Below are 21,618 nucleotides of genomic sequence, written 5' to 3'. Positions count from 1 at the left end.
ATATTATATAATTATATTTTTTTATTCTCGTGATTTTATGAAAATTTCAAAAAAGAAACATCTTGAAATGATTTTGGAAAAAGTTCCGAATCATCCAAATCCAAAGGTTGGACTTGAACAGTATTCCACTCCTGCAACAATTGCTGCAGATCTAGTGTGGAATGCATATGGTTTAGGTGATATCGATGGCATGAATATTTTGGATCTTGGGTGTGGCACTGGAATATTTGCAATTGCATCTTCACTTATGGGTGCAAGCTATTCATTAGGTGTTGACATTGACGGTGAATCAATAGCTTTAGCAAAAATCACTCAAAATAGCATATCTGAACAATATGATGTAGATGTCAATAATACAAATTTCATAGTTGGAGACATTAATTCATCTAATTCAATAAGTGATTTATTAAATGAAAGCCATCTTAGCAAAATCAATAATAATGAAAGTTCATTAAATAGATTTGACACTTTGATTCAAAACCCACCTTTTGGATCTCAAGAGAAGGGAAAAAGGCATGCTGATAGAAAATTTATGGAATTTGCAGTTGGCAGTGCTGATGTCATTTACTCATTTCATATGAAGAATACTGAAGAGTTTGTAATTGATTACTATAGGGATCTTGGTGCAGAGGTCACTCATAAATTGGTATATAAGTTTCCAATTCCAAAAATCTATGATTTTCATAATGAAGAGTCTCGGGATGTAAAAGTTGTTGTATTGAGAGTTGAGAATTTTGATTAATTGTTATTTTAGTGGTTGTTTTGAAGGTTGGAATTTTTAATAATATGAAAACTACTTTTTTTAGCAAAACCTTTATATACTATAAATAACTTAAATATTACTAATCTATATGTCTACATTATGTAATTTATAAGAAATTTTTAAATTTTTTATTTAATTTTCATGATTTATTGGTATTAAACATCTGTCTAATGTTAAATATCAGTGTAAAGAATCAATTTTCATAGGTTTTTTGATGGTTTAGCTTGGGCTATGTTTTGTAGCTATTTAAATCGTGTTAATCATGAATATTTATTTTTTCTTATTTTTACGGATTTTAGATTTAATTGGTATTTTAGCTCTTTTTGACTAAATGCTTTATTAAATGTTCAATCATGTTGCATATGGATTAAAAATTAAAATTTGATAATATGCAAAACAATAAAGTGTCAGTCTTTATACCGAATTCATTCTTGGCAGAAACTAAAGACTTAAAATTAAAAACATCAAAAGTGGGTTTAATTGGTAGGGCTTTAGCTTTGTTTGAAGTTGATGAAGTCGTTGTTTATAAAGATCTTTCAATTCCGGACAGTGAACAGACAGAGGATGGAGATTTCATAGCTGAAATTCTCAAGTATATGGATACTCCACAATACCTTAGGAAAAAGGCAATCCCTATAAAGCCTGAATTAAGGCATGTTGGAATATTGCCTCCTTTAAGAGTGCCTCACCATCCTGTTGGTCAAGCTGAATTAGGCGATTACAGACAAGGATACACTGTTAAAAGGAACAAGAAAGGTACCTTTGTAGATATAGGTATGGATAAGTTGGCGTTTTGCAAAGAGCAACTTACTGTGAATAAAATATTTTCATTTAAAATCACTAAGTTTGCTAAAGAGGTAATAGTCACACCTGATGAACCAGATGACATTTACTGGGGATTTAAGACATTATCTACTAATAAAGGTCTTAAAAATAGCTTAAAATTAGTTAATCCCGACTTTGTGGTGGAAACTACAAAGTATGCAGATACAATCGATACTATTTTTGACGAATTGAAATCTAAAGTAGAAAGTTCAAATCATATAGCTATCGTGTTCGGAGGACCATATTCTTCTATTTCAGAAAATGTGGAAAGTTCCAAGTGGGAAACTATAAAGTTAAATACAATTCCAAATCAAGGAACCGAGACCGTAAGAACCGAAGAAGCTGTAATTTCAACTTTAGCTATTTTCAACATACTTTAAGTTAATAGTTCATTATTAACTTCCGCATTTACGTAGCGTTAATACGTAATATTATAAATACATTAAAAAAACATATAGATCGAAGCTTTAGCTATTGTCAGCTTTAGCTTTCAAGGATTTGCTTTATAATTAGACACTATAAAGTTTGCTCCGCAATGGAGATATTCCATAAAGACATGGGATAAGTTATGAAGTCTAGACAACTTTATAATAAATCTTTGAGAAGTACATAAACAAGTTTGAGCTTGTTTTTCACGTTTATCTAGCTTTATTTAGCTTATATGCTGTTTAATTTTTGCCTCTACAGTCTTAATCTAGATATTATTAGATATTATTATTTAAACTTAGGCTGTATGCTCAATCTAGATTGATTTAGGAGACTGTATGCTAAATTATTAACTATAAACTGAATAATCAAGTTTAAACAGTGTAGAATTTTAGCGATTTGACTAAAAGAGCAAATATGGCTATTTATTCTGAGATTTTATTGATTAAGAATTTAATTTAAGATTAGACAACTTAAAGAAAATGATTGGATCAATGAATCAAAATTTGTAAAAGAATCTATTTTAATAGATTAATAGAAATTAAAATATTTTAATAGATTAGACTGATTAATTATAGGAAAAAATTATAGAAACGGAGGAAAAGAATGGTAAGACATCACCAACCAAGAAAAGGTTCTGTGGCATTTAGCCCTCGTAAAAGAGTAGCTAAAGAAACTCCAAGAATCAAAGCTTGGCCAAGTAATGAAGAACCAAAACTTTTAGGTCTTGCAGGTTACAAAGCAGGTATGACTCATGCTATGGTTGTAGACAATGACAAAAACTCTCCATCCCACGGTATGACTGTTTTCACTCCTGTAACTGTTTTGGAAGTACCACCCCTTGTAATCATGGGGATAAGATCATACGAAAAAACTGCTCATGGACTTAAAGCTATCACCGAAGTTATTGCAGATAATTTGGATGAAGAGCTCTCTAGGAAAATTACCCTTCCTAAAGACTATGATAAATCTGAAGCTATTGCAAAAATACAAGACGCTTTAGACAAAACTGAAGATGTTAGAGTTTTAGTGCACACTAACCCTAAGATGGCTAGCGTACCTAAGAAAAAACCTGAAATCTTTGAATGTGCATTAGGTGGAAGTTCCGCTGAAGAAAAATTAAACTATGCACTTAACTTATTAGGTGAAGAAGTCAGAGCAAGCGATATCTTTAATGAAGGACAATATGTAGACGCTATTGCAACCACCAAAGGAAAAGGAGTCCAAGGGGTTGTAAAAAGATGGAATATTAGAATTCAATACGGTAAAGCTATGAGAAGTGGAAAAGGAAGACACGTAGGTTCCATTGGTCCTTGGTCTCCTGAAAGAACTATGTGGACTGTTGCACAAGCAGGTCAAATGGGATACCACAAAAGAACTGAATTTAACAAGAAAGTCTTAAAAATCGGAGATGTATCCGAAGTGGATGCAGTTAACCCTGATGGTGGATTTATCAGATACGGTTTAGTCAAAAACGACTACGTATTAGTTAAAGGTTCAGTCCCTGGCCCTACTAAAAGATTAGTAATTCTTAGACAAGCTATCAGACCTAAGAAAGCTGATGAAGCAGCTCCTCAAATTGAATTTATTAGTACTGCTTCTAAACAAGGTGTATAAGAGGGGAGAGTCAAATGAAAGTTAATGTTTATTCAATTCAAGGGGAAGTAAAAGAAGAAATCGAACTTCCTGCTATTTTTAGTGAAGAATACAGACCTGACCTTATTAAAAGAGCAGTTCTTTCCGCTCAATCCGCAAGAATCCAACCTTGGGGTAATGACCCTATGGCAGGTAAAAGAACTTCTGCAGAATCTTGGGGATCTGGTAGAGGTGCAGCTATGGTACCTAGAATCAAAAGCGGTGCTAGAGCAGCATTCGTTCCACAAGCTAAAGGTGGAAGAAAAGCTCACCCTGTAAGAGCTGAAAAGAATCATCACGAAAAAGTAAACAATAAGGAAAGAAGATTTGCAATCAGATCTGCTGTTGCAGCTACTACCAATGAAGAATTAGTTGCTGGCAGAGGTCACAAAATCGAAAATCTCGAACAAGTTCCTATTATTGTTGAAGATGATTTGGAAACTGTTAAGACTGCTAGTGAAACTCGTGAAATCTTCAAAGCATTAGGAGTTTACGATGATATCATTAAAGCTAAAAACAGCAAACATATAAGAGCAGGTAGAGGAAAAACAAGAGGACGTAAATACAAATCCAGCAAAGGACCTTTAGTGGTTGTAGCTGAAGACAAAGGCATTGGCTTAGGTGCAAGAAACCACGCTGGTGTAGAAGTCGTTACAGCAGAAAACTTAAATGCTGAATTATTAGCACCTGGTACTCATGCTGGTAGGTTAACTGTTTATACTAAGTCCGCTGTTGAAAAATTAGGAGGATTATTCCAATAGATTCCTGTGGGAATTTATTAGGTATAGTTTAAGAAGGTGGATATTTATGGATCCTTATAAAATTATTGTTAAACCTCATGTAACTGAGAAAACTATGAATTTAATTGATCAAAACAACGAACTTGCTTTTGTTGTTAGAAGAACATCTACAAAAGCTCAAATCAAAAAGGCTTTTGAACAGCTATATGACCAAGAAGTAGCAAGAGTCAACACTCACATTACTCCAAAAGGTATTAAATTAGCTTATGTCAAACTCACTGAAGAAGGCGAAGCTGAAGATGTAGCTGTTAAAATGGGAGTATTCTAAGGAGGACTGATTATGGGAAAACGATTAATACACCAACGTAGAGGAAGAGGAACTCCTGCTCATCGTGTTGCTTCTCACAGATTCAAAGATAAAATCCAATACAGAGCATACGATGATTTAGAAAAAGAAGGTAGTTTAAAAGGTAAAGTCGTAGAAATCATTCACGACCCTGCAAGAACTGCTCCTATTGCTTTAGTTAAATTCGAAAATGGTGAAAAAAGACATATTTTAGCTCCTGAAACCATTCAAGTTGATGATGATATCGAATGCGGTATTTCAGCACCTATCAGTTTCGGTAACACTTTACCATTAGCTGAAATCCCTGAAGGTACTCCAATTTACAATATTGAAAACACTCCAGGAGACGGAGGTCGTTTCGTAAGATCTTCTGGAACTTATGCTTCTTTAATTACCCATGATGCAACTCAAGCTGTTGTAGAATTACCATCTGGTGAATTAAAATCTTTCCATCCTCAATGCCGTGCAAGTATCGGTGTTGTAGCTGGTGGAGGAAGAAAAGAAAAACCTTTCTTGAAAGCAGGTGTCAGATGGCATGCTTATAAAGCTAAAGGTAAGAAGTTTATGACTGTTAGAGGAGTAGCAATGAACGCTGTTGACCACCCTCACGGAGGAGGTAACAGACAACACCCAGGTCGTCCTACTACTATTTCAAGACACGCACCACCTGGAAGAAAAGTTGGTTCAATTGCAGCTAAACGTACTGGAAAAAGAAGATAATTTAAGGAGATGTGTCATTGGCTAGAAAAATATTTAAATACAGAGGATATACTATTGAAGAATTAAAAGAAATGTCCTTGGACGAATTTATTGAACTTTTACCAGCAAGACAAAGAAGATCCTTAAAAAGAGGATTCTTACCAAGACAACAGTCTGTGTTGGATAAAATGAGAAAATTACAAAAACAAGATAAGAAAGGTGGAAAACCTGTAGTAGTTAGAACCCACTGTAGAGATATGATTGTAATTCCTGAAATGGTTGGAACCACTTTCGGTATCTACAATGGTAGAGACTTTGTTGAAGTAACTTTCACCCCTGAAATGTTAGGATGCTTCTTTGGTGAATTCGCACCAACCAGAGCTAGAGTTCAACATGGTGACCCAGGTATGGGAGCTACTAGATCATCTATGTTTGTACCACTTAAATAAGGAGATTAAAACATGGCTAAAAACAAATACGCTTATAACAATAAAGATGCTGATGAATCCAAAACAGCACGTGCTATGGCAAGATCCCTTAAAGTTTCCCCAAAACATTGTGTGGAAATTTGTAGTGCAATTAGAGGCATGGATGTTGCTAAAGCAAAAGCATACTTAAATGATGTAATTGAAATGAAAAAAGCTGTTCCTTTCAAAAGACACAACAGAGATGTTGGTCACAGAAAAGGTATGAAAGGTTGGGCTGCTGGAAGATACCCTGTAAAAGCTTCTAAAGCAATTTTAAATGTTATTGAAAATGCTGAAGCAAATGCAGAATACAAAGGTATGGATGTAGAAAACCTTAAGATTGAACATATCTCTTCCCACAGAGGTATGGTCATTAGAGGAGCTAGACCAAGAGCATTTGGTAGAGTAACTCCATTCAACACTCCAACTACCCATATTCAAATAGTTTTAGTGGAGGCTTAAATAATGATAGAAAAAGATTTCGTTACAGAAGGTCTCAGAAGAACCAAAATTGATGAATATTTAGAAAAAGAACTCGAAAGAGCAGGTTACGGAGGAATGGACATCCAAGTTACTCCTTTAGGAACTATGGTTATCGTTTATGCTGAAAGACCTGGTATGGTAATTGGTAGAGGTGGAAAAACCGTAAGAGCTATTACCCAAAGTCTTAAAACCAAATTTGACTTGGACAACCCTCAAGTGGAAGTTAAAGAAGTTGACGTACCTGAATTGAACGCTAGAATCATGGCTTCTAAAATAGCAAACATGCTTCAAAGAGGTATGCACTTCAGAAGAGTAGCATATTCCACTATCCGCAGAATCATGGGTGCTGGAGCTCAAGGTGTAGAAGTAACTATTTCCGGTAAAATCAGAGGTTCCAGATCTGCTGTTGCTAAATTTACTGAAGGTTACATCAAGAAATGTGGTGAACCTGCAACCAGATTTGTAGAAGAAGGTTTCGCTACCGCACCTTTAAAACCTGGTGTTTTAGGTATCGTTGTCAGAATCATGCCTCCTGAAGCAGTTTTACCTGATAAAGTTGATATTCTTGCTCCTATTGCAGAACCTGTAGAAGAAATTGTTGAAGAAGAAGTGGCTGAAGAGGAAGTTGAAGAAGTAGTCGAAGCTGAAGAAGACCTCGAAAACTTAGAAGAAATCGAAGAAGTTGAAGAAGTAGTCGAAGCTGAAGAAGACCTCGAAGAACTTGAAGCAGCTACCGAAGATTCCGAAGAGGAATAAATCTTTAAGGAGTTGAGAAAATGGCAATTTTAAGAAGTAAAGAAATTTGGGAAATGGAAATTGAGGACATCGAAGAAAAATTGGTGGAACTCAAAGCGGAACTCGCTAAAAACGTTTCCAAAAGTGCTGCTGCAGGTGTTAATGAAAACCCTGGTAAAATTAGAGAACTCAAAAGGACTATTGCTCGTGTTCTTACAATTATGAACCAAAAACAGAAGGAGAATTAAATGTCAAAAATCTGTGATGTATGTGGTCTTCCTGAAGAACTTTGTGTTTGTGAGGAAATTGCAAGAGAAGTTCAATCTGTAAAAGTGTTTACAGTCAGAAGAAGATTTGGAAAACTCATGACTATTATCGAAGGTATAGATGAACACGATATAGACATTAAAGAGCTCACTAAAACTCTTAAAGCAAAATGTGCTTGTGGAGGAACTGCCAAAAAAGGCCAAATTGAACTCCAAGGAGATCATAAGGCAAGAGTTAAAGAGGTTTTATCTGAAATGGGATTCTCTTCCGACACTATTGAAATCAGAGATTCTGATAAGAAATACAATAAGAGAAGAAGACATTAATGTCATAATTCATATCCTAAATTCACATACTGAGGCTTAGAATGATAAGCTCAAAAAATATATTCTATCATGAATTAATTGGGTTAGAACTTAAAGTTGTTGACAGTTCCAATCCCTCTTTGATAGGGCTACAGGGAACAGTCATTGATGAAACCAAAAAGACTTTAAGGATTGAAGTGAAGGAAAATGTTCAAGATGAAGACTTAAGTTCTAATCAGAATGATTTTAATTTTATTTATAAAGAGAAATTAATTCAGAAAGATGTTTCTGTATTTCAATTTAAGGTTCCGGATGGGACCATAGTTGAAATTGATGGTAAAATATTGTTGAATCGTCCTGAAGATAGGATAAAAAGAAGATATAAAAAAATTTAATGGTGATAAAATGGTTGGTCTTAATGTTAAGGAACCAGAAACTAAATGTGATGATCCTAACTGCCCTTTCCATGGTACTTTATCTGTTAGAGGACAAGTCCTTGAAGGTGTTGTTACTACTAATAAAGCAGAAAGGACTATTACTGTAGAACGTAGTTTCTACAAGTTCATTAGAAAATATGAAAGATACGAAAAAAGGAAATCAAGAATTAACGTTCACAAACCTGATTGTCTTGATGTAAAAATTGGTGATGCTGTAAAAATTGCAGAATGTAGACCATTAAGTAAAACTAAACACTTTGTATTAGTTGAAGTAAAAGGTGATGATTAGAATGAAACCTACTACATCCAGCGTAACTAAAGCTTTACCAATTGGTGCAAGACTTCAATGTGTTGACAATACTGGTGCTCGTGAAATCGAAATTATTTCTGTAAAAGGATTTAAAGGTGTTCGTAGAAGACTCGACGTAGCTGGTGTCGGTGATATGGTAGTTGCTTCTGTAAAGAAAGGGACTGCTGATATGAGAAGAGAAGTTGTCAACGCAGTTGTTGTAAGACAGAAAAAAGAATACAGACGTGCTGATGGTCTTCGTGTAAAATTCGAAGACAATGCTGCAGTAATCATTACTCCTGAAGGAGTATTGAAAGGTTCTGAAATCAGAGGACCTGTTGCTAAAGAAGCAGCTGACAAATGGCCTAGTGTAGGCAGTGCAGCAAGCATATTAATTTAAGTTTATGGTGATTAAATGTCAATTCAACCAAGAAAACAAAGAAAAGCTCTCTACACTGCTCCTTTACACATTCGTCGTAAACTCATGAGTGCTAATTTAAGCAAAGATTTAAGAGCAGACATTGGTAAAAGATCTTTACCAATAAGAGTTGGAGACAAAGTTCAAGTTGTTCGTGGTGACTTTAAAGGTCATGAAGGAAAAGTTGAATCTATTGATGCAAAAAGATACAAAGTTACCGTTGAAGGAGTTACTTTAAGCAAACCTGACGGAAACGCTGTATTGCTTCCAATCCACCCATCCAACTTGATGATTATTGAAGCTGATTTAAAAGATGAAAGAAGATTAAATATGGAGGAATAAGATGGCAAAAATGGGATCTAGAAAGCATCTTAAAAGGTATAAAGCACCTAAAAGCTGGCCTATCCATCCTAAAGAAGACACCTGGACAGTAAAACCTGCTCCTGGTTCTCACGCTATTGAAGATTCTTTACCTTTACTCGTTATCATCAGAGACATTTTAGGTCTTGCTGATAACTCCAGAGAAGCAAAAAGAATTATCAATACAGGTAATGTATTAATTGATGGAAGAGCTGTAAAAGATTATAAATTCCCTGTCGGTTTTATGGATGTCTTAACTATTCCTAAAACTGAAGAAAATTACAGAATCCTTTTAGATACTAAAGGAAGATTAACTTTACACCCAATTTCTGCAGAAGATGCAACTTACAAATTAGCTAAAGTCGTAAACAAATCTACTATTAAAGGCGGAAAAACCCAATTAAACCTTCACGATGGTAGAAACGTTTTAGTTGATGAAGATGTATATGCAGGTCAAGATGTAATATGCATTGGTATTCCTGAACAGGAAATCAAAGAAAACTTCAAATTTGAAGATGGTGTAGTTGTACTCGTTACTGGTGGTAAACACACTGGTGAACTCGGTAAAATCCAAGAAGTTATTGTGGATGAATCTTCCAAACCAAATACTGCAATTATCGAAAAGGCAAATGGCGATTCTTTCTTAACCTTAAAAGAATATGCATTTGTAATCGGTAAAGATGAACCAGCTATTGACTTATTGGAGGTTAACCAATGAACCCAATGAATGAAGTTATCATTTCAAAAGCTACCATCAACATTGGTGTTGGTGAAGCTGGTGAAAAATTATCAAGAGCTATGACTCTTATTGAAAACATGACTGGTCAAACCCCTGTTAAGACCTATTCCAAAGTAACTAACCCAGAATGGGGTATCAGAAAAAGACAACCTATTGCATGTAAAGTAACTCTCCGTGGAGAAAAAGCTGAAGATGCAATTAAATTGGTTTTAGAAGGTATTAACAACAAATTAAGACCTAGTCAATTTGATGCACAAGGTAATGTTTCTTTCGGTATTAGAGAACATATTGATATTCCTGGAATGAGATATGATCCAGATATTGGTATTTTTGGTATGAATCTTTCTATCACCTTTGAAAAACCTGGTTATAGAATTAAAAGAAGAAAAATCCAAAAGAAATCTATTCCAAAAAGACATAGAATCACTCCTGAAGAAACTATGAAATTTATGGAAGAAAAATTCAATGTTACCATTGCTGAGGAAGAGGACTACGAATAATCCTGCAAAAGGTAATTTGAAATTAAAATGATATGTTAAGGTGATTATATTGCCAAGAAAATACGGAAAAGCAGCAAAAAAATGTAGCCGTTGTGGAGACCACTCTGCTATTGTAAGCAGATACGGACTCAACTTATGCAGGCAATGTTTTAGAGAAATTGCTCCTAAAATAGGATTTAAAAAATATAATTAAGAAAGGTGTTTATTATGACTCTTATGGACCCTCTTGCTGATGCTTTAACAAACATTAGAAATAACGAACGTCAAGTAAATGACCACTGTACTATTTCTCCAGCATCCAAATTAATTGGACGCGTGTTAAGCACTATGCAAAAAGAGAATTATATAGGTGAATTTGAATTTATAGATGACAACAAAGCTGGAAAATTCGAAGTAGAATTGGAAGGTAACATCAATCAATGTGGTGTAATTAAACCTCGTCATGCTGTAAAGAAAGATGAATTTGAGAAATTCGAAAAAAGATATTTACCAGCAAAGAACTTCGGTATCTTAATCGTAACTACTCCTGAAGGTATCATGACCCACAGAGAAGCTAAAGAAAGAGGTATCGGCGGACGTTTGTTGGCTTACATGTATTAGGTGATTAAATATGGTATTAGCTGCAGCTATAAGGGAAGAAATTGAAATCCCTGAAGGCGTTGAAGTTATAATTGGAGATGAAGTTACTGTAAAAGGACCAAATGGTGAAACTTCCAGAAAATTTACTTATCCTAATGTAACTATTGCAAAAGAAGATAATCTTGTTGTTCTTGAAACCGCTTTCCCTAAAAAGAAAGACAAATCCATGATTGGAACTACTAGAGCTCACATCAACAATATGATTACTGGTGTAACCGATGGTTTCACTTATCATATGAAAATTGTATTTGCTCACTTTCCAATGGCTGTAAAAGTTCAAGACAAAGAAAAAACTGTTACTATCGAGAACTTTATTGGAGAAAGACATCCTAGATCTTCAAAAATCGTTGGAGATGCTAAAGTTCAAGTTAAAGGTGATGAAGTAATCATTACTGGTGTTAACAAGGAAGATGTCGGTCAAACTATGGCTAACTTAGAACAAGCTACTAAAATTAGAGGTAAAGATCCTAGAGTATTCCAGGATGGTATCTATTTAACTAGTAGAGAATAGTTATAATGGTGATTTGAATGAGTAAAGATTTTAAAAGACAAGAATATGCTCGTTATAAAAAATTAGGAACCAAATGGAGACGTCCTAGAGGAAAAACTAGTAAAATGAGAAGATACGAAGCAGGTAAACCTGCAATGCCATCTATCGGTTATCGTACTCCTAGAGCTACTAGAGGATTACATCCTTCTGGTTACAAAGATGTTCTTGTTAATAACATGAAAGAATTAGAAGCACTTGACGGCGAAACTGAAGCTGCAAGAATCAGTGCTACTATTGGTAAACGTAAAAAAGAATTGATGTTAGAAAAAGCATCAGAATTAGGTATAAAAGTTTTAAATAAATAAATGTAAAGAAAGAAAAATTTAAATTTTTCTCATGATAGATGATAAAACTAAGTTTTTTCATTTCCTAAAAATTGTTATGCGATTTAATTTAAAGTAAATTTTTAAAATCATAAATTTATAAAAGCTTACTTGTAAGAAAAATAGGGGCGTTGTATAAAGTTGGTAAGGGATTATTGAATACGTCTTTAACCTCATACCACAACATATATGACAATGATTCTAATCAATTAATTGATTCGGGAATTTAGTATAATAAATTCCGGGATAAAGGTTAAATAATTAATTGTGTGTAATTTAATGAGTAAATTTATGGAAAATTTATTTTTTAAATATATTGGCCAAAAGTCAAGCAAGAGAATCTTTTTTCTTATAAAGAGCTAACAATTAAATTAAAACAATTAAATTAACAAATGAATTTTAATTTATTTGAATTAAAGGGAAACTTGAAGAAATTTTATTCAAGTTTATCAGCTAACTAAATGGAGGATTATTAATGAATCTTACTACACAAAAAAGATTAGCTGCTAGTATACTTAAAGTTGGAGTAAACCGTGTATGGATAGATCCTGATGAAATTGAAGAAGTTTCTAGAGCTATTACAAGAGACGGTATCAAACAACTTATAGATCAAGGTATTATCAAAGCTAAACCAAAAACTGGTATTAGTAGCTACAGATCTAAAAAAATCAAAGAGCAAAAGAAAAAAGGTAAACGTAAAGGAAGAGGTAGTATCAAAGGAGCTAAAAACGCTCGTACTCCTAAGAAACAAGTCTGGATGAAAACCATCCGTGCTTTAAGAACTGACTTAAAAGACATGAGAGACGCTGGTGAAATTGACCGTACTACCTACCGTAAATTATACAAAATGGCAAAAGGTGGAGCTTTCAGAAGTAAATCTTACATGAAAACTTACGCTAGAGACCATGATTTAATCAAATAGGAGGAATGGACTTGGCAAGCGGATCAAATTATAAAGTAGCATTCAGAAGAAGAAGAGAAGGTAAAACTGATTATGCTACTAGAGCGAAATTAGTTGATGTAGATAAATCCAGATTAGTTGTAAGAATTTCCAACGCTAACTGTATTGTTCAAGTGATCAATGTTGGTAAAGACGGTGATGAAACTGTTGTATCAGCTCACAGTAAAGAATTAAACAAATTAGGTTGGTTAGCAGGAAACAAAAACACTAGTGCTGTTTATTTAACTGCATACTTATGTGGTAAAAAAGCTGTTGCAGCAGGTATCGACTATGCAGTTGCTGACATTGGTTTAAAATCTCCTATTAGAGGATCAAAAGTATTTGCTGCTGTTAAAGGTGCTGCAGATGCTGGTTTAAACGTACCATACGGTGAATCTATTATCCCTACTGAAGACAGAATTAATGGTGAACACATTGCAGAATATGCAGAAAGCTTAGATGAAGAGGAATTAAACAAAAAATTCTCCCAATACTTAGCTAAAGGTCTTCAACCTACTGATTTGCCTGAACACTTTGAAGAAATTAAAAATAAAATTGACGAGGCTGAATTATGAGCTTTAATATGGATGATTGGGAACCTAAAACCAATTTAGGTAAAGAAGTAAAAGCAGGAAATATCACCGATATTGACGAAATCTTCGAAAAAGGTCTCCCTATAATGGAATTAGAAATTGTAGATGCATTACTTCCTGATTTAGAAGAAGAAGTAATGGATGTAAATTTAGTTCAAAGAATGCACAAATCTGGTAGAAAAGTAAACTTTAGAGTAATCGTTGCTGTAGGTAACAAAAATGGTTATGTAGGTTTAGGACAAGGTAAAGCTAGAGAAGTAGGTCCTGCTATCAGAAAAGCTGTAGATAACGCTAAATATAACATTATTAAAGTAAGAAGAGGTTGTGGAGACTGGGGTTGTGTTTGTGGAAGACAACACACTGTTCCTTTCAAAGTAACCGGTAAAGCAAGTAGTGTAAACGTAACCTTAAGACCTGCTCCTGCAGGTGTAGGTTTAGCTATTGGTGATGTTGGTAAAACCATCCTTTCCCTTGCTGGTATCAAAGACGTATGGTCTCAAGCAAGTGGACAAACCCAAACTACTGTAAACTTTGCTAATGCTGTATTCGAAGCTTTAAAAGAAGCAAGCAGAATGAAAGCTTCAGAACAAGACCTTAAAAATATGGGAGTAATCCAATAAACGGTGGTATCATGTATTTAGTAATTAGAATTAGAGGTACTACTGGTGTTAAACAAGGCATTGCTAGTACTTTAGAAATGTTAAGATTAAACAGAATTAGTCATGCTGTATTAGTTGATGAAAACCCAAGTTACAAAGGTATGCTCCAAAAAGCAAAAGACTACATCACTTGGGGTGAAGTTGATTTAGAAACTCTCACTGAACTTGTTGAAAAAAGAGGAAGATTAGTTGGTGGAGCTCGTCTCTCTGAAGAATACTTGAGCGAAAACACTGATTACTCTACCTTCGAAGAATTAGCTAATGCATTACTCAATGGAGAACTCAAAGCTCAAGATATTGATATGAAACCTGTATTCCGTTTACATCCTCCAAGAAAAGGATACAAAGGAATTAGACATTCTGTAAACGAAGGCGGATCCTTAGGTTACAGAGGCGAAGATATTAATAATCTTGCAAAAAGAATGGCTTAAGGGCGGATTATTATGATTAGAAAAGGTAAAAAGATTAATAAGATGAGAGGTTCCAGATCTAACGGTGGAGGCTCTGTCAAAAGGAGAAGAGGAGCAGGTAACAAAGGTGGTAAAGGTAAAGCTGGAGCTGGAAAACACCACTGGTCCACTACCGTAATTGAAAACAGATATTACTTCGGTAAACACGGTTTCAAAAGACCTCAAAAAACTATCCACAAATCTTATCCTGTCAACTTAAACTTCTTGAATGATAAAGCTGAAGAGTTTGTAGAACAAGGAATTGCAACTAAAGAAGACGATGTTATTGTAATTGATGTAACTGAATTAGGTTACAACAAAGTTTTAGCAACCGGATCTCTTGACATTCCTTTAGTAGTCAAATCTCCTGCATTCTCTGAAAGCGCAATCGAAAAAATTGAAGAAGCTGGCGGAGAAGCTGTAGAATTATAACCCAGCTTTTGTTGGCCTTCGGCCACAAAACCTGGACCAAAATTCTTTTCACTAGTTTGGGAGTGTTATGCTCTTTAACTAGTTTTCATTTTTTTTATTTTTTTAACTATTTTTAAATAATTTTAACTATTTTTAATATTATATCTAATGCTATTTTTTAATTTTAATATTTAACTTTTAAAATTTGATTTTTAATATTAATTTTTAATTTTAATTTTCATTAATTTCATTAGAATTTAATATTAATTTAATTAATTTTTGTATTATTTATCGAATAGTTTATATTATATAAAAATTATATTTATTATTAATCTAAAATATTATAATATTATATATAATATATAAGGCGAATTTAGATGATTTTTATCGCTGATTTAATCACTTATGTGATTCATTCTAATATTTTGGATTTTCATTAAAAATTTATTAAACAAATTTACAACAAATTATAAAAAATTTATTAAATTAGTAAAATTCAAAGTTGGAATTTAATTTATTCTTATTAAAATAAATAAAATCTGATTTGAATTAATAGATAATAATTAACGGGGAAAAAATGATTTTAGAGAATTTTAAGCCTATATTTAAGTTGCTTCCTGAGGTCAAGACTCCTATTCATAGGCAAGACTTTAGTGAAAAGCTTAAATGGACAGCTATAGTTTTAGTTATATATTACTTTTTAACTCAAATTCCTTTATATGGTTTGAGTCCAGCTGCAGTTGACCAATTTGCCCAATTAAGGGCTGTTATGGCAGGTAGTTTTGGGTCAATACTTACTTTAGGTATCGGTCCTATTGTAACTGCATCCATTGTATTGCAACTATTGGTCGGTGCAAAAATATTAAATTTAGACTTATCTCAACATGAACATAAGGCTATGTTTCAAAGTACTCAAAAATTATTAGCTATTTTATTCACAATATTCGAGGCAGCAGTTTTAGTGCTTACTGGAAGTTTAGTGCCTATTGACAATTCATTTTATGGTATTATGATTCTCCAATTGGTCATTGGGGCAGTCTTGATCTTATACCTTGATGAAGTAGTATCAAAATGGGGATTCGGTAGTGGTGTAGGATTGTTCATTGCTGCAGGTGTAGCACAAACAATTATTACCGGAACATTTAACTTCTTGCCAGCTACTGCGGCATCCACTACTGCTTCAGGTATTCTTCCTGGATTTATCCAATCCATTATCGGAGGAGCTCCTAACTTCGCTATATTGATTCCATTGATTGCAACAATCATTGTATTCTTGATGGCTGTATATGGTGAAAGTATGAGAATAGAAATTCCTATTTCTCATGGTCAAGTAAGAGGACACGGTAGAATCAGAGGATCTGTAGGTAAATATCCTTTGAAATTCATTTATGCAAGTAACATGCCGGTTATTTTAACAAGTGCGCTTCTTGTTAACATTTCACTTTTCGCAAGTGTATTCCAAAAACTTGGTTTCCCTATTTTGGGCCAAGTTTCCGGTGGAAGACCAATCAGTGGGCTTGCATTATGGTTAACCACTCCAAATAGTTTAAGCGTATTGTTTACCAATCCATTGAGAGTAGTTTTCTATGGTATTTTCTTCTTAGCTTGTTGTGTGCTTTTCTCCTGGTTATGGGTAGAAATCAGTGGTTCTTTGAATGCAAAAGAAGTTTCTAAACAACTTTATAATTCAGGTATACAAATTCCTGGTTTCAGAAGCAGTAAAAGACAACTTTATATGATTATGAAAAAGTATATTCCAGCTCTTACAATTCTCGGTGGTTTGTTTGTAGGTATATTGGCATTTATCGCTGACTTAACCGGTGCTCTTGGAGGAGGTACTGGTGTATTGCTTACTGTAGGTATTGTATACAAGCTTTATGAGGAAATTGCTCAAGAGCAACTTATGGAAATGCACCCAATGTTAAGAAAAGTATTTGAATAAATTTTGGAAATGATTAAATAATCATTCCTTTATTTTTTCTTTTTGTGATTATTATTAGTTAATTTAAAAATTAAATTTTAATGTTTAATGTGAGAGGGATTTAAATGAAATTGGTAGTTTTAACTGGTATTCCAGGTTCTGGAAGTACAACTGTACTTAAAAAGACATTAGAAGAAGTGGATTATCTTCATTTAAACTATGGAGATATCATGACTGAAATCGCTGTAGAAAAAGGTCTTGTTGAAAATAGGGATGAGTTAAGAAAATTACCTGCAGACACTCAAAAGGAGATTCAAAAAGAAGCAGGACTCAGAATTAAGGAAAAATCCGAATCTGAAAATGTAATTGTTGACACTCATTGTACTATTAGCACACCTGCTGGTTTCTTGCCAGGTCTTCCTAAATGGGTATTGGAAGGATTAAATCCGGACACTTTCATTTTAGTTGAAGCTCATCCTGATGAGATCATGGTTAGAAGAATGAGCGATGAAACCAGACAAAGAGATGCTGAAAAGGCAAAGGATATTCAGTTACATCAAGAAATGAACAGAGCTGCAGCTATGGCTTACGCTACTTTAACTGGAGCAACTGTAAAAATTATTAATAATCATGATAATCATTTGCCATCAACCGTTAGAAAAATGGTTGAACTTTTAAAATAATTAGGCATATGATTGATTTAAAATGAGAATTTTTAATAATTAGATTTTTTCTAATTATTTTAAATTTTTATCTTAAATTTTTGTCTTTAAACTTTTATCATTTGGTATCTGATTAGTTTATACTTTAAATTATTAATTTATAAATTTGTAAAAAATTTATAACTTAATAGTTTATTGTATTTTTAAAGAATTTATGAAATTATGAATTTAGCATAATGTTTCAATTATGCATTTATTTGAAATTTGTAAAGAAAATAAAATTATAATTTACTATTAAAAATTATTAAACATGTGAGGAATTAAATGGCGTATCAAGGTAGTTTTTTATTAGGTATTTCCTGGCTTCAACCAGTGTTTGATGCTATGAATGCTGTTCTTAATCCATTAGTTCAAATGGATCCTACCCCTAATAACCCTGTGCTTACTGTATTTGTGATATCATTTATCATATCCCTTTTAACAGTAACCGCTCAAAAATTATTAGTGGACCAGGATAAGATGAATGAAATGCAAGCTAAATCAAAAGCCTTGCAAAAAGAGTTAAGAGAAGCTCAAGCTAGTGGAGACACTAAACAAATGGCAAAGGTTCAAGCTAAACAAATGGATATGATGTCAGACCAATCTGAAATTATGAAAATGTCATTTAGACCAATGATTGTTACTATGATTCCAATCTTATTAATCTTTGCTTGGATGTGGCAATCTTCAATAAAAGATATTATTGTTGTATTTCCTCCAGCTGTTTATTATTGTACTTTAACTCCGATTTTCCACTCATTAGGGCAAATGCTTTATGGTGGTAACATAACTACCATTCCATATGGAATCGGATGGTTATGGTGGTACTTCATTTGTACATTTGGAATGTCACAAATCATTAGGAAATTTATGGGATTCAAAAACGGTTTCTAAATTTTGAAAAATTCATGAAGTTTGATTTTGAAATTTTTTCATCTAAAAAATTCATAAAAATTTCATTTTTTCAAGTAAAAAATTTAGCAAATCTTTTTCTTATTATTTAATAAGAATAAAATTCTATTAAATTGAAAGTTTTCCATAACTATTCAATTTAATTAATCGTAAAATTAATTTAATTATAGTTAGTTGCTAGTATTTATTTAATGACTTGTTGATGGTATATGACTTTCTAAATATTCATCAATCTAAGTTATTTTCTAGTTTCATTCAAGAAATAAAATTAAAATTTGAAAAAATCGTAATCCCAAAAGTACGATATATGTAATACTAAATTTTGGTAAATTTTTAATGATTGGCATGTTAAGTGGGACCTGCCTACTTAATTTGGGTTGTTGGAAATTGCCAGGATTTTAAAATTTAATTTCTGTAATTTTTCTTACTTGGGATTAAGCTTTGAAAGATTGATCTTTTGAGAAGTTTAATTCTAAAGAAAAAGTATAGAAAACAGTAAAGTATATATTAGTTAAATATCATATTAAATAGTGTTAATCATTTAACTAAATGAATTTTAATTTATTTTTGAATTCATTCTAATTTTATGATACTTTTTTCATGATATTTTTCAAAATATCTTTTATTCAAAATTTTAGATTTTAAGATATTAAGATATTTTAATATTATTATGTATTTTACTTCAAATCTACAGATTAAGACAATTTGATATACGATTTGTAGATATTTTTAAAAAAACAAATTAGGTGAGAACATGCCTGCAAATAGATTTAGATCAAGATCATATAAAAGAGTAAACACAAAAACTCCTGGCGGAGTTAATGTTTTAAGATATAAAAAGAAAAAACCATCTAAGCATGTATGTGCTGAATGTGGTGCTGTATTACATGGTGTTCCAAGAGGACGTCCTTACGAGATTGGCAAATTAGCAAAATCTCAAAAAAGACCTAACCGTCCATTTGGTGGATACTTATGTCCAAAATGTGCTCGTAAACATTTCAAAGATGAGGCAAGAAAATAATGATAATAACAATCGGTGGGACAGCAGGTAGTGGAACTACAACTGCTGCAAAGGTATTATCTGAAAGATTAGAGATTCCATTTGTTTCTGCGGGTGCAATATTCCGAGAAATGGCTGCAGAGAGAGGAATGACTCCTGTTGAATTCGGCAAATTTGCTGAAAATAATACTGACATCGATAAAGAGATTGATAATAGACAAGCTGAACTTGCGCGTGAAGCTCAAGATCTTATTGTTGAAGGAAGACTTTCTGCATACTTCATTGATGCGGATTTAAAAGTTTGCTTCACTGCTCCTTTAGAAGTTAGAGCTAAAAGGGTATGTGAAAGAGAAGACAAATCAATTGAGCTTGCAAAAGAGGAAATTCTTTCCCGTGAAGAAAGTGAAGCTTTAAGATATATGGATATTCATAATATAGATATTAGAAATATGGATATTTATGATTTAATTATAAATACTGACAGCTTTGATCCTGACAGTATTGCGGAAATTATTTTAACAACATTAAAGGTGATATAATGGCAGCTATAGAAGTTGGTAGAAAATGTATTAAAACTGCTGGAAGAGAAGCAGGTAAAGAATGTGAAATTGTTGCAATCATTGATGAAAACTTCGTAGAAGTAAAAGGAGACGAAGTTAAAAACAGACGTTGTAACATTAACCATTTAGAACCTATCATGGAATAAGTTTGTTATTCCATCAATTCTAAATTCTAGTTAGTTTACATTTACTTTTTTAACTTTTTATATATTAAAATTAAAGCACATTTTTGTGTATTAGATAAGAATTCATCATCCAAACTTTTAAAAAAAGTTTGATTAAAATTTTTTTCAAGGTTTTTTGTGATGAGTTCTAAATTTTTTCTTTTTTTAAATTACTTTTTTTATTTGTTTTACTGTTTATTTTATCTTTTTTTAAAATTTTTATCATTCTAATATTAGTTATTTTTATAAATTATTAAATTAAAATTAATATTATTGAATATTATTAATCTAAATTTAGTATAAATTAATTTAAAATCTATTAAACTTATTTTGGGGAGTATTATGTCAAAAAGGTTTGCAGTTATAGACACGGAAACAAATTGGAAAGATGAAGTGATGTCCATAGGTGTTTTAATTGCAAAATCCAAGAATTTTGAAAGAACTGATTCCAGATATTACATCTTGCCTAGAGCTGAAAAGATAGGGGGTATGTATTCAAATTCAATGAGATTGACAAAACATGAAATCCTTATAAAACATAGGCCCGATGCTATTGATGACCTAAAGGATTTGCTTAATTCAAATGGTGTTAAGGATCTGCTTGCCTACAATGCTTCTTTTGATAAACGCCATTTGCCTGAACTTCATGATGGATTTTCTTGGAGAGACATTATGAAGGTAGCTGCTTATAAACAGCATAATCCACATATTCCAAATCATATGCCTTGTTGTGGAACTGGCAGATTAAGAAGAGGGTATGGTGTTGAGCAAATGCTTCGCATATTGGGAAAAAAGGATTATTCTGAAACTCATAATGCAATTGTAGATGCAAGAGATGAGTTAATGATTATGAAAAAATTAGGATATGATATCGATTACTATCCTGAAATTTAATACTACAATTGATATAAAATTAGTAAAAATAGCTAATAAACTCTTTTTTAAAAATAGATTATAAAAAATAGATTATAAAAAATAGATTATAAAAAATAGATAATAAAAAAATAAATAATAAAAAAGAAATAAAATTAAAAGATCTTTTTTATTGAAGTGGATAGCGCAATTTCAATATGCCTTTCTTACTCACAATCTTGTCAATTCCTGAGTTTTTAATCATTCTAAAGCATATTGGGCAAGGTTCTGCATCTTCTATTTCTACCCAATCCCCATCAACAGACATTTCTCCTGCAAGATAAATGGTTGCTCCAAGCATGTCTTTCCTTCTTGCAGAAATCATAGCATTCTGTTCAGCATGTACTGAAAAGCAGTCATTGTAGTTTCCTGAATTGGATGGGAGGTTCATTCTTTTACAGTTTCCCCTATCACAGCAGTTTTCCTCTCCTCTCGGATTTCCATTATATC

34 protein-coding genes are annotated in these 21,618 nt (G+C 32.7%); 33 read left to right on the top strand and 1 reads right to left on the bottom strand.

Annotated elements, in window-relative coordinates; all coding sequences use genetic code 11:
* Positions 1 to 37 precede the first annotated feature (37 nt).
* From Q0409_RS02650 to Q0409_RS02490, 33 genes are all read left to right on the top strand, one after another.
* Positions 38 to 742: an METTL5 family protein gene (locus Q0409_RS02650; RefSeq protein WP_298534789.1), complete on the top strand. Its 705-nt coding sequence runs from the start codon at positions 38 to 40 to the stop codon at positions 740 to 742.
* Positions 743 to 1,152: 410 nt separating this feature from the next.
* Positions 1,153 to 1,968 (top strand): putative RNA uridine N3 methyltransferase, encoded by an 816-nt coding sequence (locus tag Q0409_RS02645; protein WP_298534787.1) that lies wholly within the window; start codon positions 1,153 to 1,155, stop codon positions 1,966 to 1,968.
* A 652-nt stretch (positions 1,969 to 2,620) separates the two neighbouring features.
* On the top strand, positions 2,621 to 3,631 hold the full coding sequence (gene rpl3p / locus Q0409_RS02640; RefSeq protein ID WP_298534785.1) for a 50S ribosomal protein L3: 1,011 nt from the start codon (positions 2,621 to 2,623) through the stop codon (positions 3,629 to 3,631).
* 14 nt (positions 3,632 to 3,645) lie between these two features.
* The gene (gene rpl4p, locus Q0409_RS02635) at positions 3,646 to 4,410 is read left to right on the top strand and encodes a 50S ribosomal protein L4 (protein WP_292788489.1); all 765 of its coding nucleotides are present in this window, start codon (positions 3,646 to 3,648) and stop codon (positions 4,408 to 4,410) included.
* Positions 4,411 to 4,456: 46 nt separating this feature from the next.
* On the top strand, positions 4,457 to 4,717 hold the full coding sequence (locus Q0409_RS02630; RefSeq protein WP_295604758.1) for a 50S ribosomal protein L23: 261 nt from the start codon (positions 4,457 to 4,459) through the stop codon (positions 4,715 to 4,717).
* Positions 4,718 to 4,729: 12 nt separating this feature from the next.
* The gene (locus tag Q0409_RS02625; RefSeq protein WP_295604757.1) at positions 4,730 to 5,455 is read left to right on the top strand and encodes a 50S ribosomal protein L2; all 726 of its coding nucleotides are present in this window, start codon (positions 4,730 to 4,732) and stop codon (positions 5,453 to 5,455) included.
* Positions 5,456 to 5,472: 17 nt separating this feature from the next.
* Positions 5,473 to 5,883 carry a 30S ribosomal protein S19 gene (gene rpsS / locus Q0409_RS02620; protein WP_292778415.1) on the top strand — a complete coding sequence of 137 codons (411 nt, stop codon included), beginning with the start codon at positions 5,473 to 5,475 and terminating at the stop codon, positions 5,881 to 5,883.
* 12 nt (positions 5,884 to 5,895) lie between these two features.
* The gene (locus Q0409_RS02615; protein WP_295604753.1) at positions 5,896 to 6,363 is read left to right on the top strand and encodes a 50S ribosomal protein L22; all 468 of its coding nucleotides are present in this window, start codon (positions 5,896 to 5,898) and stop codon (positions 6,361 to 6,363) included.
* Positions 6,364 to 6,366: 3 nt separating this feature from the next.
* Positions 6,367 to 7,140 (top strand): 30S ribosomal protein S3, encoded by a 774-nt coding sequence (locus Q0409_RS02610; protein WP_298534779.1) that lies wholly within the window; start codon positions 6,367 to 6,369, stop codon positions 7,138 to 7,140.
* Between the two features lie 20 nt (positions 7,141 to 7,160).
* On the top strand, positions 7,161 to 7,367 hold the full coding sequence (gene rpmC, locus Q0409_RS02605) for a 50S ribosomal protein L29 (protein ID WP_012955660.1): 207 nt from the start codon (positions 7,161 to 7,163) through the stop codon (positions 7,365 to 7,367).
* The gene (gene yciH, locus Q0409_RS02600) at positions 7,368 to 7,712 is read left to right on the top strand and encodes a stress response translation initiation inhibitor YciH (RefSeq protein ID WP_298534777.1); all 345 of its coding nucleotides are present in this window, start codon (positions 7,368 to 7,370) and stop codon (positions 7,710 to 7,712) included. It abuts the gene before it with no gap.
* A gap of 41 nt (positions 7,713 to 7,753) precedes the next feature.
* Positions 7,754 to 8,086 carry a ribonuclease P protein subunit gene (locus Q0409_RS02595; RefSeq protein ID WP_298534775.1) on the top strand — a complete coding sequence of 111 codons (333 nt, stop codon included), beginning with the start codon at positions 7,754 to 7,756 and terminating at the stop codon, positions 8,084 to 8,086.
* A 10-nt stretch (positions 8,087 to 8,096) separates the two neighbouring features.
* Positions 8,097 to 8,417 carry a 30S ribosomal protein S17 gene (locus tag Q0409_RS02590; RefSeq protein WP_292778405.1) on the top strand — a complete coding sequence of 107 codons (321 nt, stop codon included), beginning with the start codon at positions 8,097 to 8,099 and terminating at the stop codon, positions 8,415 to 8,417.
* Between the two features lies 1 nt (position 8,418).
* The gene (locus Q0409_RS02585; protein ID WP_012955664.1) at positions 8,419 to 8,817 is read left to right on the top strand and encodes a 50S ribosomal protein L14; all 399 of its coding nucleotides are present in this window, start codon (positions 8,419 to 8,421) and stop codon (positions 8,815 to 8,817) included.
* A gap of 15 nt (positions 8,818 to 8,832) precedes the next feature.
* A complete protein-coding gene (gene rplX, locus Q0409_RS02580) occupies positions 8,833 to 9,177 on the top strand; it encodes a 50S ribosomal protein L24 (RefSeq protein ID WP_298534772.1) in 345 nt (114 codons plus the stop codon).
* Between the two features lies 1 nt (position 9,178).
* On the top strand, positions 9,179 to 9,913 hold the full coding sequence (locus tag Q0409_RS02575) for a 30S ribosomal protein S4e (RefSeq protein WP_298534770.1): 735 nt from the start codon (positions 9,179 to 9,181) through the stop codon (positions 9,911 to 9,913).
* Entirely contained in the window at positions 9,910 to 10,434 is a 525-nt protein-coding gene (locus Q0409_RS02570; RefSeq protein ID WP_298534768.1) for a 50S ribosomal protein L5, read from the top strand. The genes Q0409_RS02575 and Q0409_RS02570 overlap by 4 nt, the downstream gene beginning before the upstream one ends.
* A gap of 40 nt (positions 10,435 to 10,474) precedes the next feature.
* A complete protein-coding gene (locus Q0409_RS02565; RefSeq protein ID WP_295604739.1) occupies positions 10,475 to 10,627 on the top strand; it encodes a 30S ribosomal protein S14 in 153 nt (50 codons plus the stop codon).
* Positions 10,628 to 10,641: 14 nt separating this feature from the next.
* A complete protein-coding gene (locus Q0409_RS02560; protein WP_012955669.1) occupies positions 10,642 to 11,034 on the top strand; it encodes a 30S ribosomal protein S8 in 393 nt (130 codons plus the stop codon).
* A gap of 10 nt (positions 11,035 to 11,044) precedes the next feature.
* Positions 11,045 to 11,584, top strand: a complete 540-nt coding sequence (locus Q0409_RS02555) for a 50S ribosomal protein L6 (protein ID WP_298534765.1) — start codon at positions 11,045 to 11,047, stop codon at positions 11,582 to 11,584.
* 17 nt (positions 11,585 to 11,601) lie between these two features.
* Positions 11,602 to 11,928, top strand: a complete 327-nt coding sequence (locus Q0409_RS02550; protein WP_298534763.1) for a 50S ribosomal protein L32e — start codon at positions 11,602 to 11,604, stop codon at positions 11,926 to 11,928.
* 493 nt (positions 11,929 to 12,421) lie between these two features.
* Entirely contained in the window at positions 12,422 to 12,868 is a 447-nt protein-coding gene (locus tag Q0409_RS02545) for a 50S ribosomal protein L19e (protein WP_298534762.1), read from the top strand.
* Between the two features lie 11 nt (positions 12,869 to 12,879).
* Positions 12,880 to 13,461, top strand: a complete 582-nt coding sequence (locus Q0409_RS02540; protein WP_298534761.1) for a 50S ribosomal protein L18 — start codon at positions 12,880 to 12,882, stop codon at positions 13,459 to 13,461.
* A complete protein-coding gene (gene rpsE / locus Q0409_RS02535; RefSeq protein ID WP_292778384.1) occupies positions 13,458 to 14,099 on the top strand; it encodes a 30S ribosomal protein S5 in 642 nt (213 codons plus the stop codon). The genes Q0409_RS02540 and rpsE overlap by 4 nt, the downstream gene beginning before the upstream one ends.
* Before the next feature lie 11 nt (positions 14,100 to 14,110).
* Positions 14,111 to 14,569 carry a 50S ribosomal protein L30 gene (locus Q0409_RS02530; protein ID WP_295604727.1) on the top strand — a complete coding sequence of 153 codons (459 nt, stop codon included), beginning with the start codon at positions 14,111 to 14,113 and terminating at the stop codon, positions 14,567 to 14,569.
* 12 nt (positions 14,570 to 14,581) lie between these two features.
* Positions 14,582 to 15,019, top strand: coding sequence for an uL15m family ribosomal protein (locus Q0409_RS02525; protein ID WP_295604724.1), 438 nt, complete (start codon positions 14,582 to 14,584; stop codon positions 15,017 to 15,019).
* 556 nt (positions 15,020 to 15,575) lie between these two features.
* The gene (gene secY, locus Q0409_RS02520; protein WP_298534759.1) at positions 15,576 to 16,940 is read left to right on the top strand and encodes a preprotein translocase subunit SecY; all 1,365 of its coding nucleotides are present in this window, start codon (positions 15,576 to 15,578) and stop codon (positions 16,938 to 16,940) included.
* Between the two features lie 104 nt (positions 16,941 to 17,044).
* Positions 17,045 to 17,602 (top strand): adenylate kinase, encoded by a 558-nt coding sequence (locus tag Q0409_RS02515; protein ID WP_298534757.1) that lies wholly within the window; start codon positions 17,045 to 17,047, stop codon positions 17,600 to 17,602.
* Positions 17,603 to 17,905: 303 nt separating this feature from the next.
* Entirely contained in the window at positions 17,906 to 18,514 is a 609-nt protein-coding gene (locus Q0409_RS02510) for a DUF106 domain-containing protein (protein WP_298534754.1), read from the top strand.
* 772 nt (positions 18,515 to 19,286) lie between these two features.
* Positions 19,287 to 19,553: a 50S ribosomal protein L34e gene (locus Q0409_RS02505; protein WP_295604715.1), complete on the top strand. Its 267-nt coding sequence runs from the start codon at positions 19,287 to 19,289 to the stop codon at positions 19,551 to 19,553.
* Positions 19,553 to 20,071 carry a (d)CMP kinase gene (gene cmk, locus Q0409_RS02500; RefSeq protein WP_298534752.1) on the top strand — a complete coding sequence of 173 codons (519 nt, stop codon included), beginning with the start codon at positions 19,553 to 19,555 and terminating at the stop codon, positions 20,069 to 20,071. Before Q0409_RS02505 ends, cmk begins: the two co-directional genes overlap by 1 nt.
* Entirely contained in the window at positions 20,071 to 20,238 is a 168-nt protein-coding gene (locus Q0409_RS02495) for a 50S ribosomal protein L14e (RefSeq protein WP_012955682.1), read from the top strand. The genes cmk and Q0409_RS02495 overlap by 1 nt, the downstream gene beginning before the upstream one ends.
* A 360-nt stretch (positions 20,239 to 20,598) precedes the next feature.
* Entirely contained in the window at positions 20,599 to 21,150 is a 552-nt protein-coding gene (locus Q0409_RS02490) for a hypothetical protein (RefSeq protein WP_298534750.1), read from the top strand.
* 148 nt (positions 21,151 to 21,298) lie between these two features.
* Here Q0409_RS02490 and Q0409_RS02485 read toward each other — a convergent pair.
* Positions 21,299 to 21,618 (bottom strand): cytidine deaminase (locus Q0409_RS02485; RefSeq protein WP_298534747.1); only part of this gene is annotated, 320 nt, incomplete at its 5' end.

The sequence above is a fragment of the uncultured Methanobrevibacter sp. genome (assembly GCF_937898925.1).
Taxonomy (GTDB): domain Archaea; phylum Methanobacteriota; class Methanobacteria; order Methanobacteriales; family Methanobacteriaceae; genus Methanobrevibacter.
Note: the sequence above shows the minus strand (reverse complement) of the source record. Positions and strands in the feature narration are given on the sequence as shown.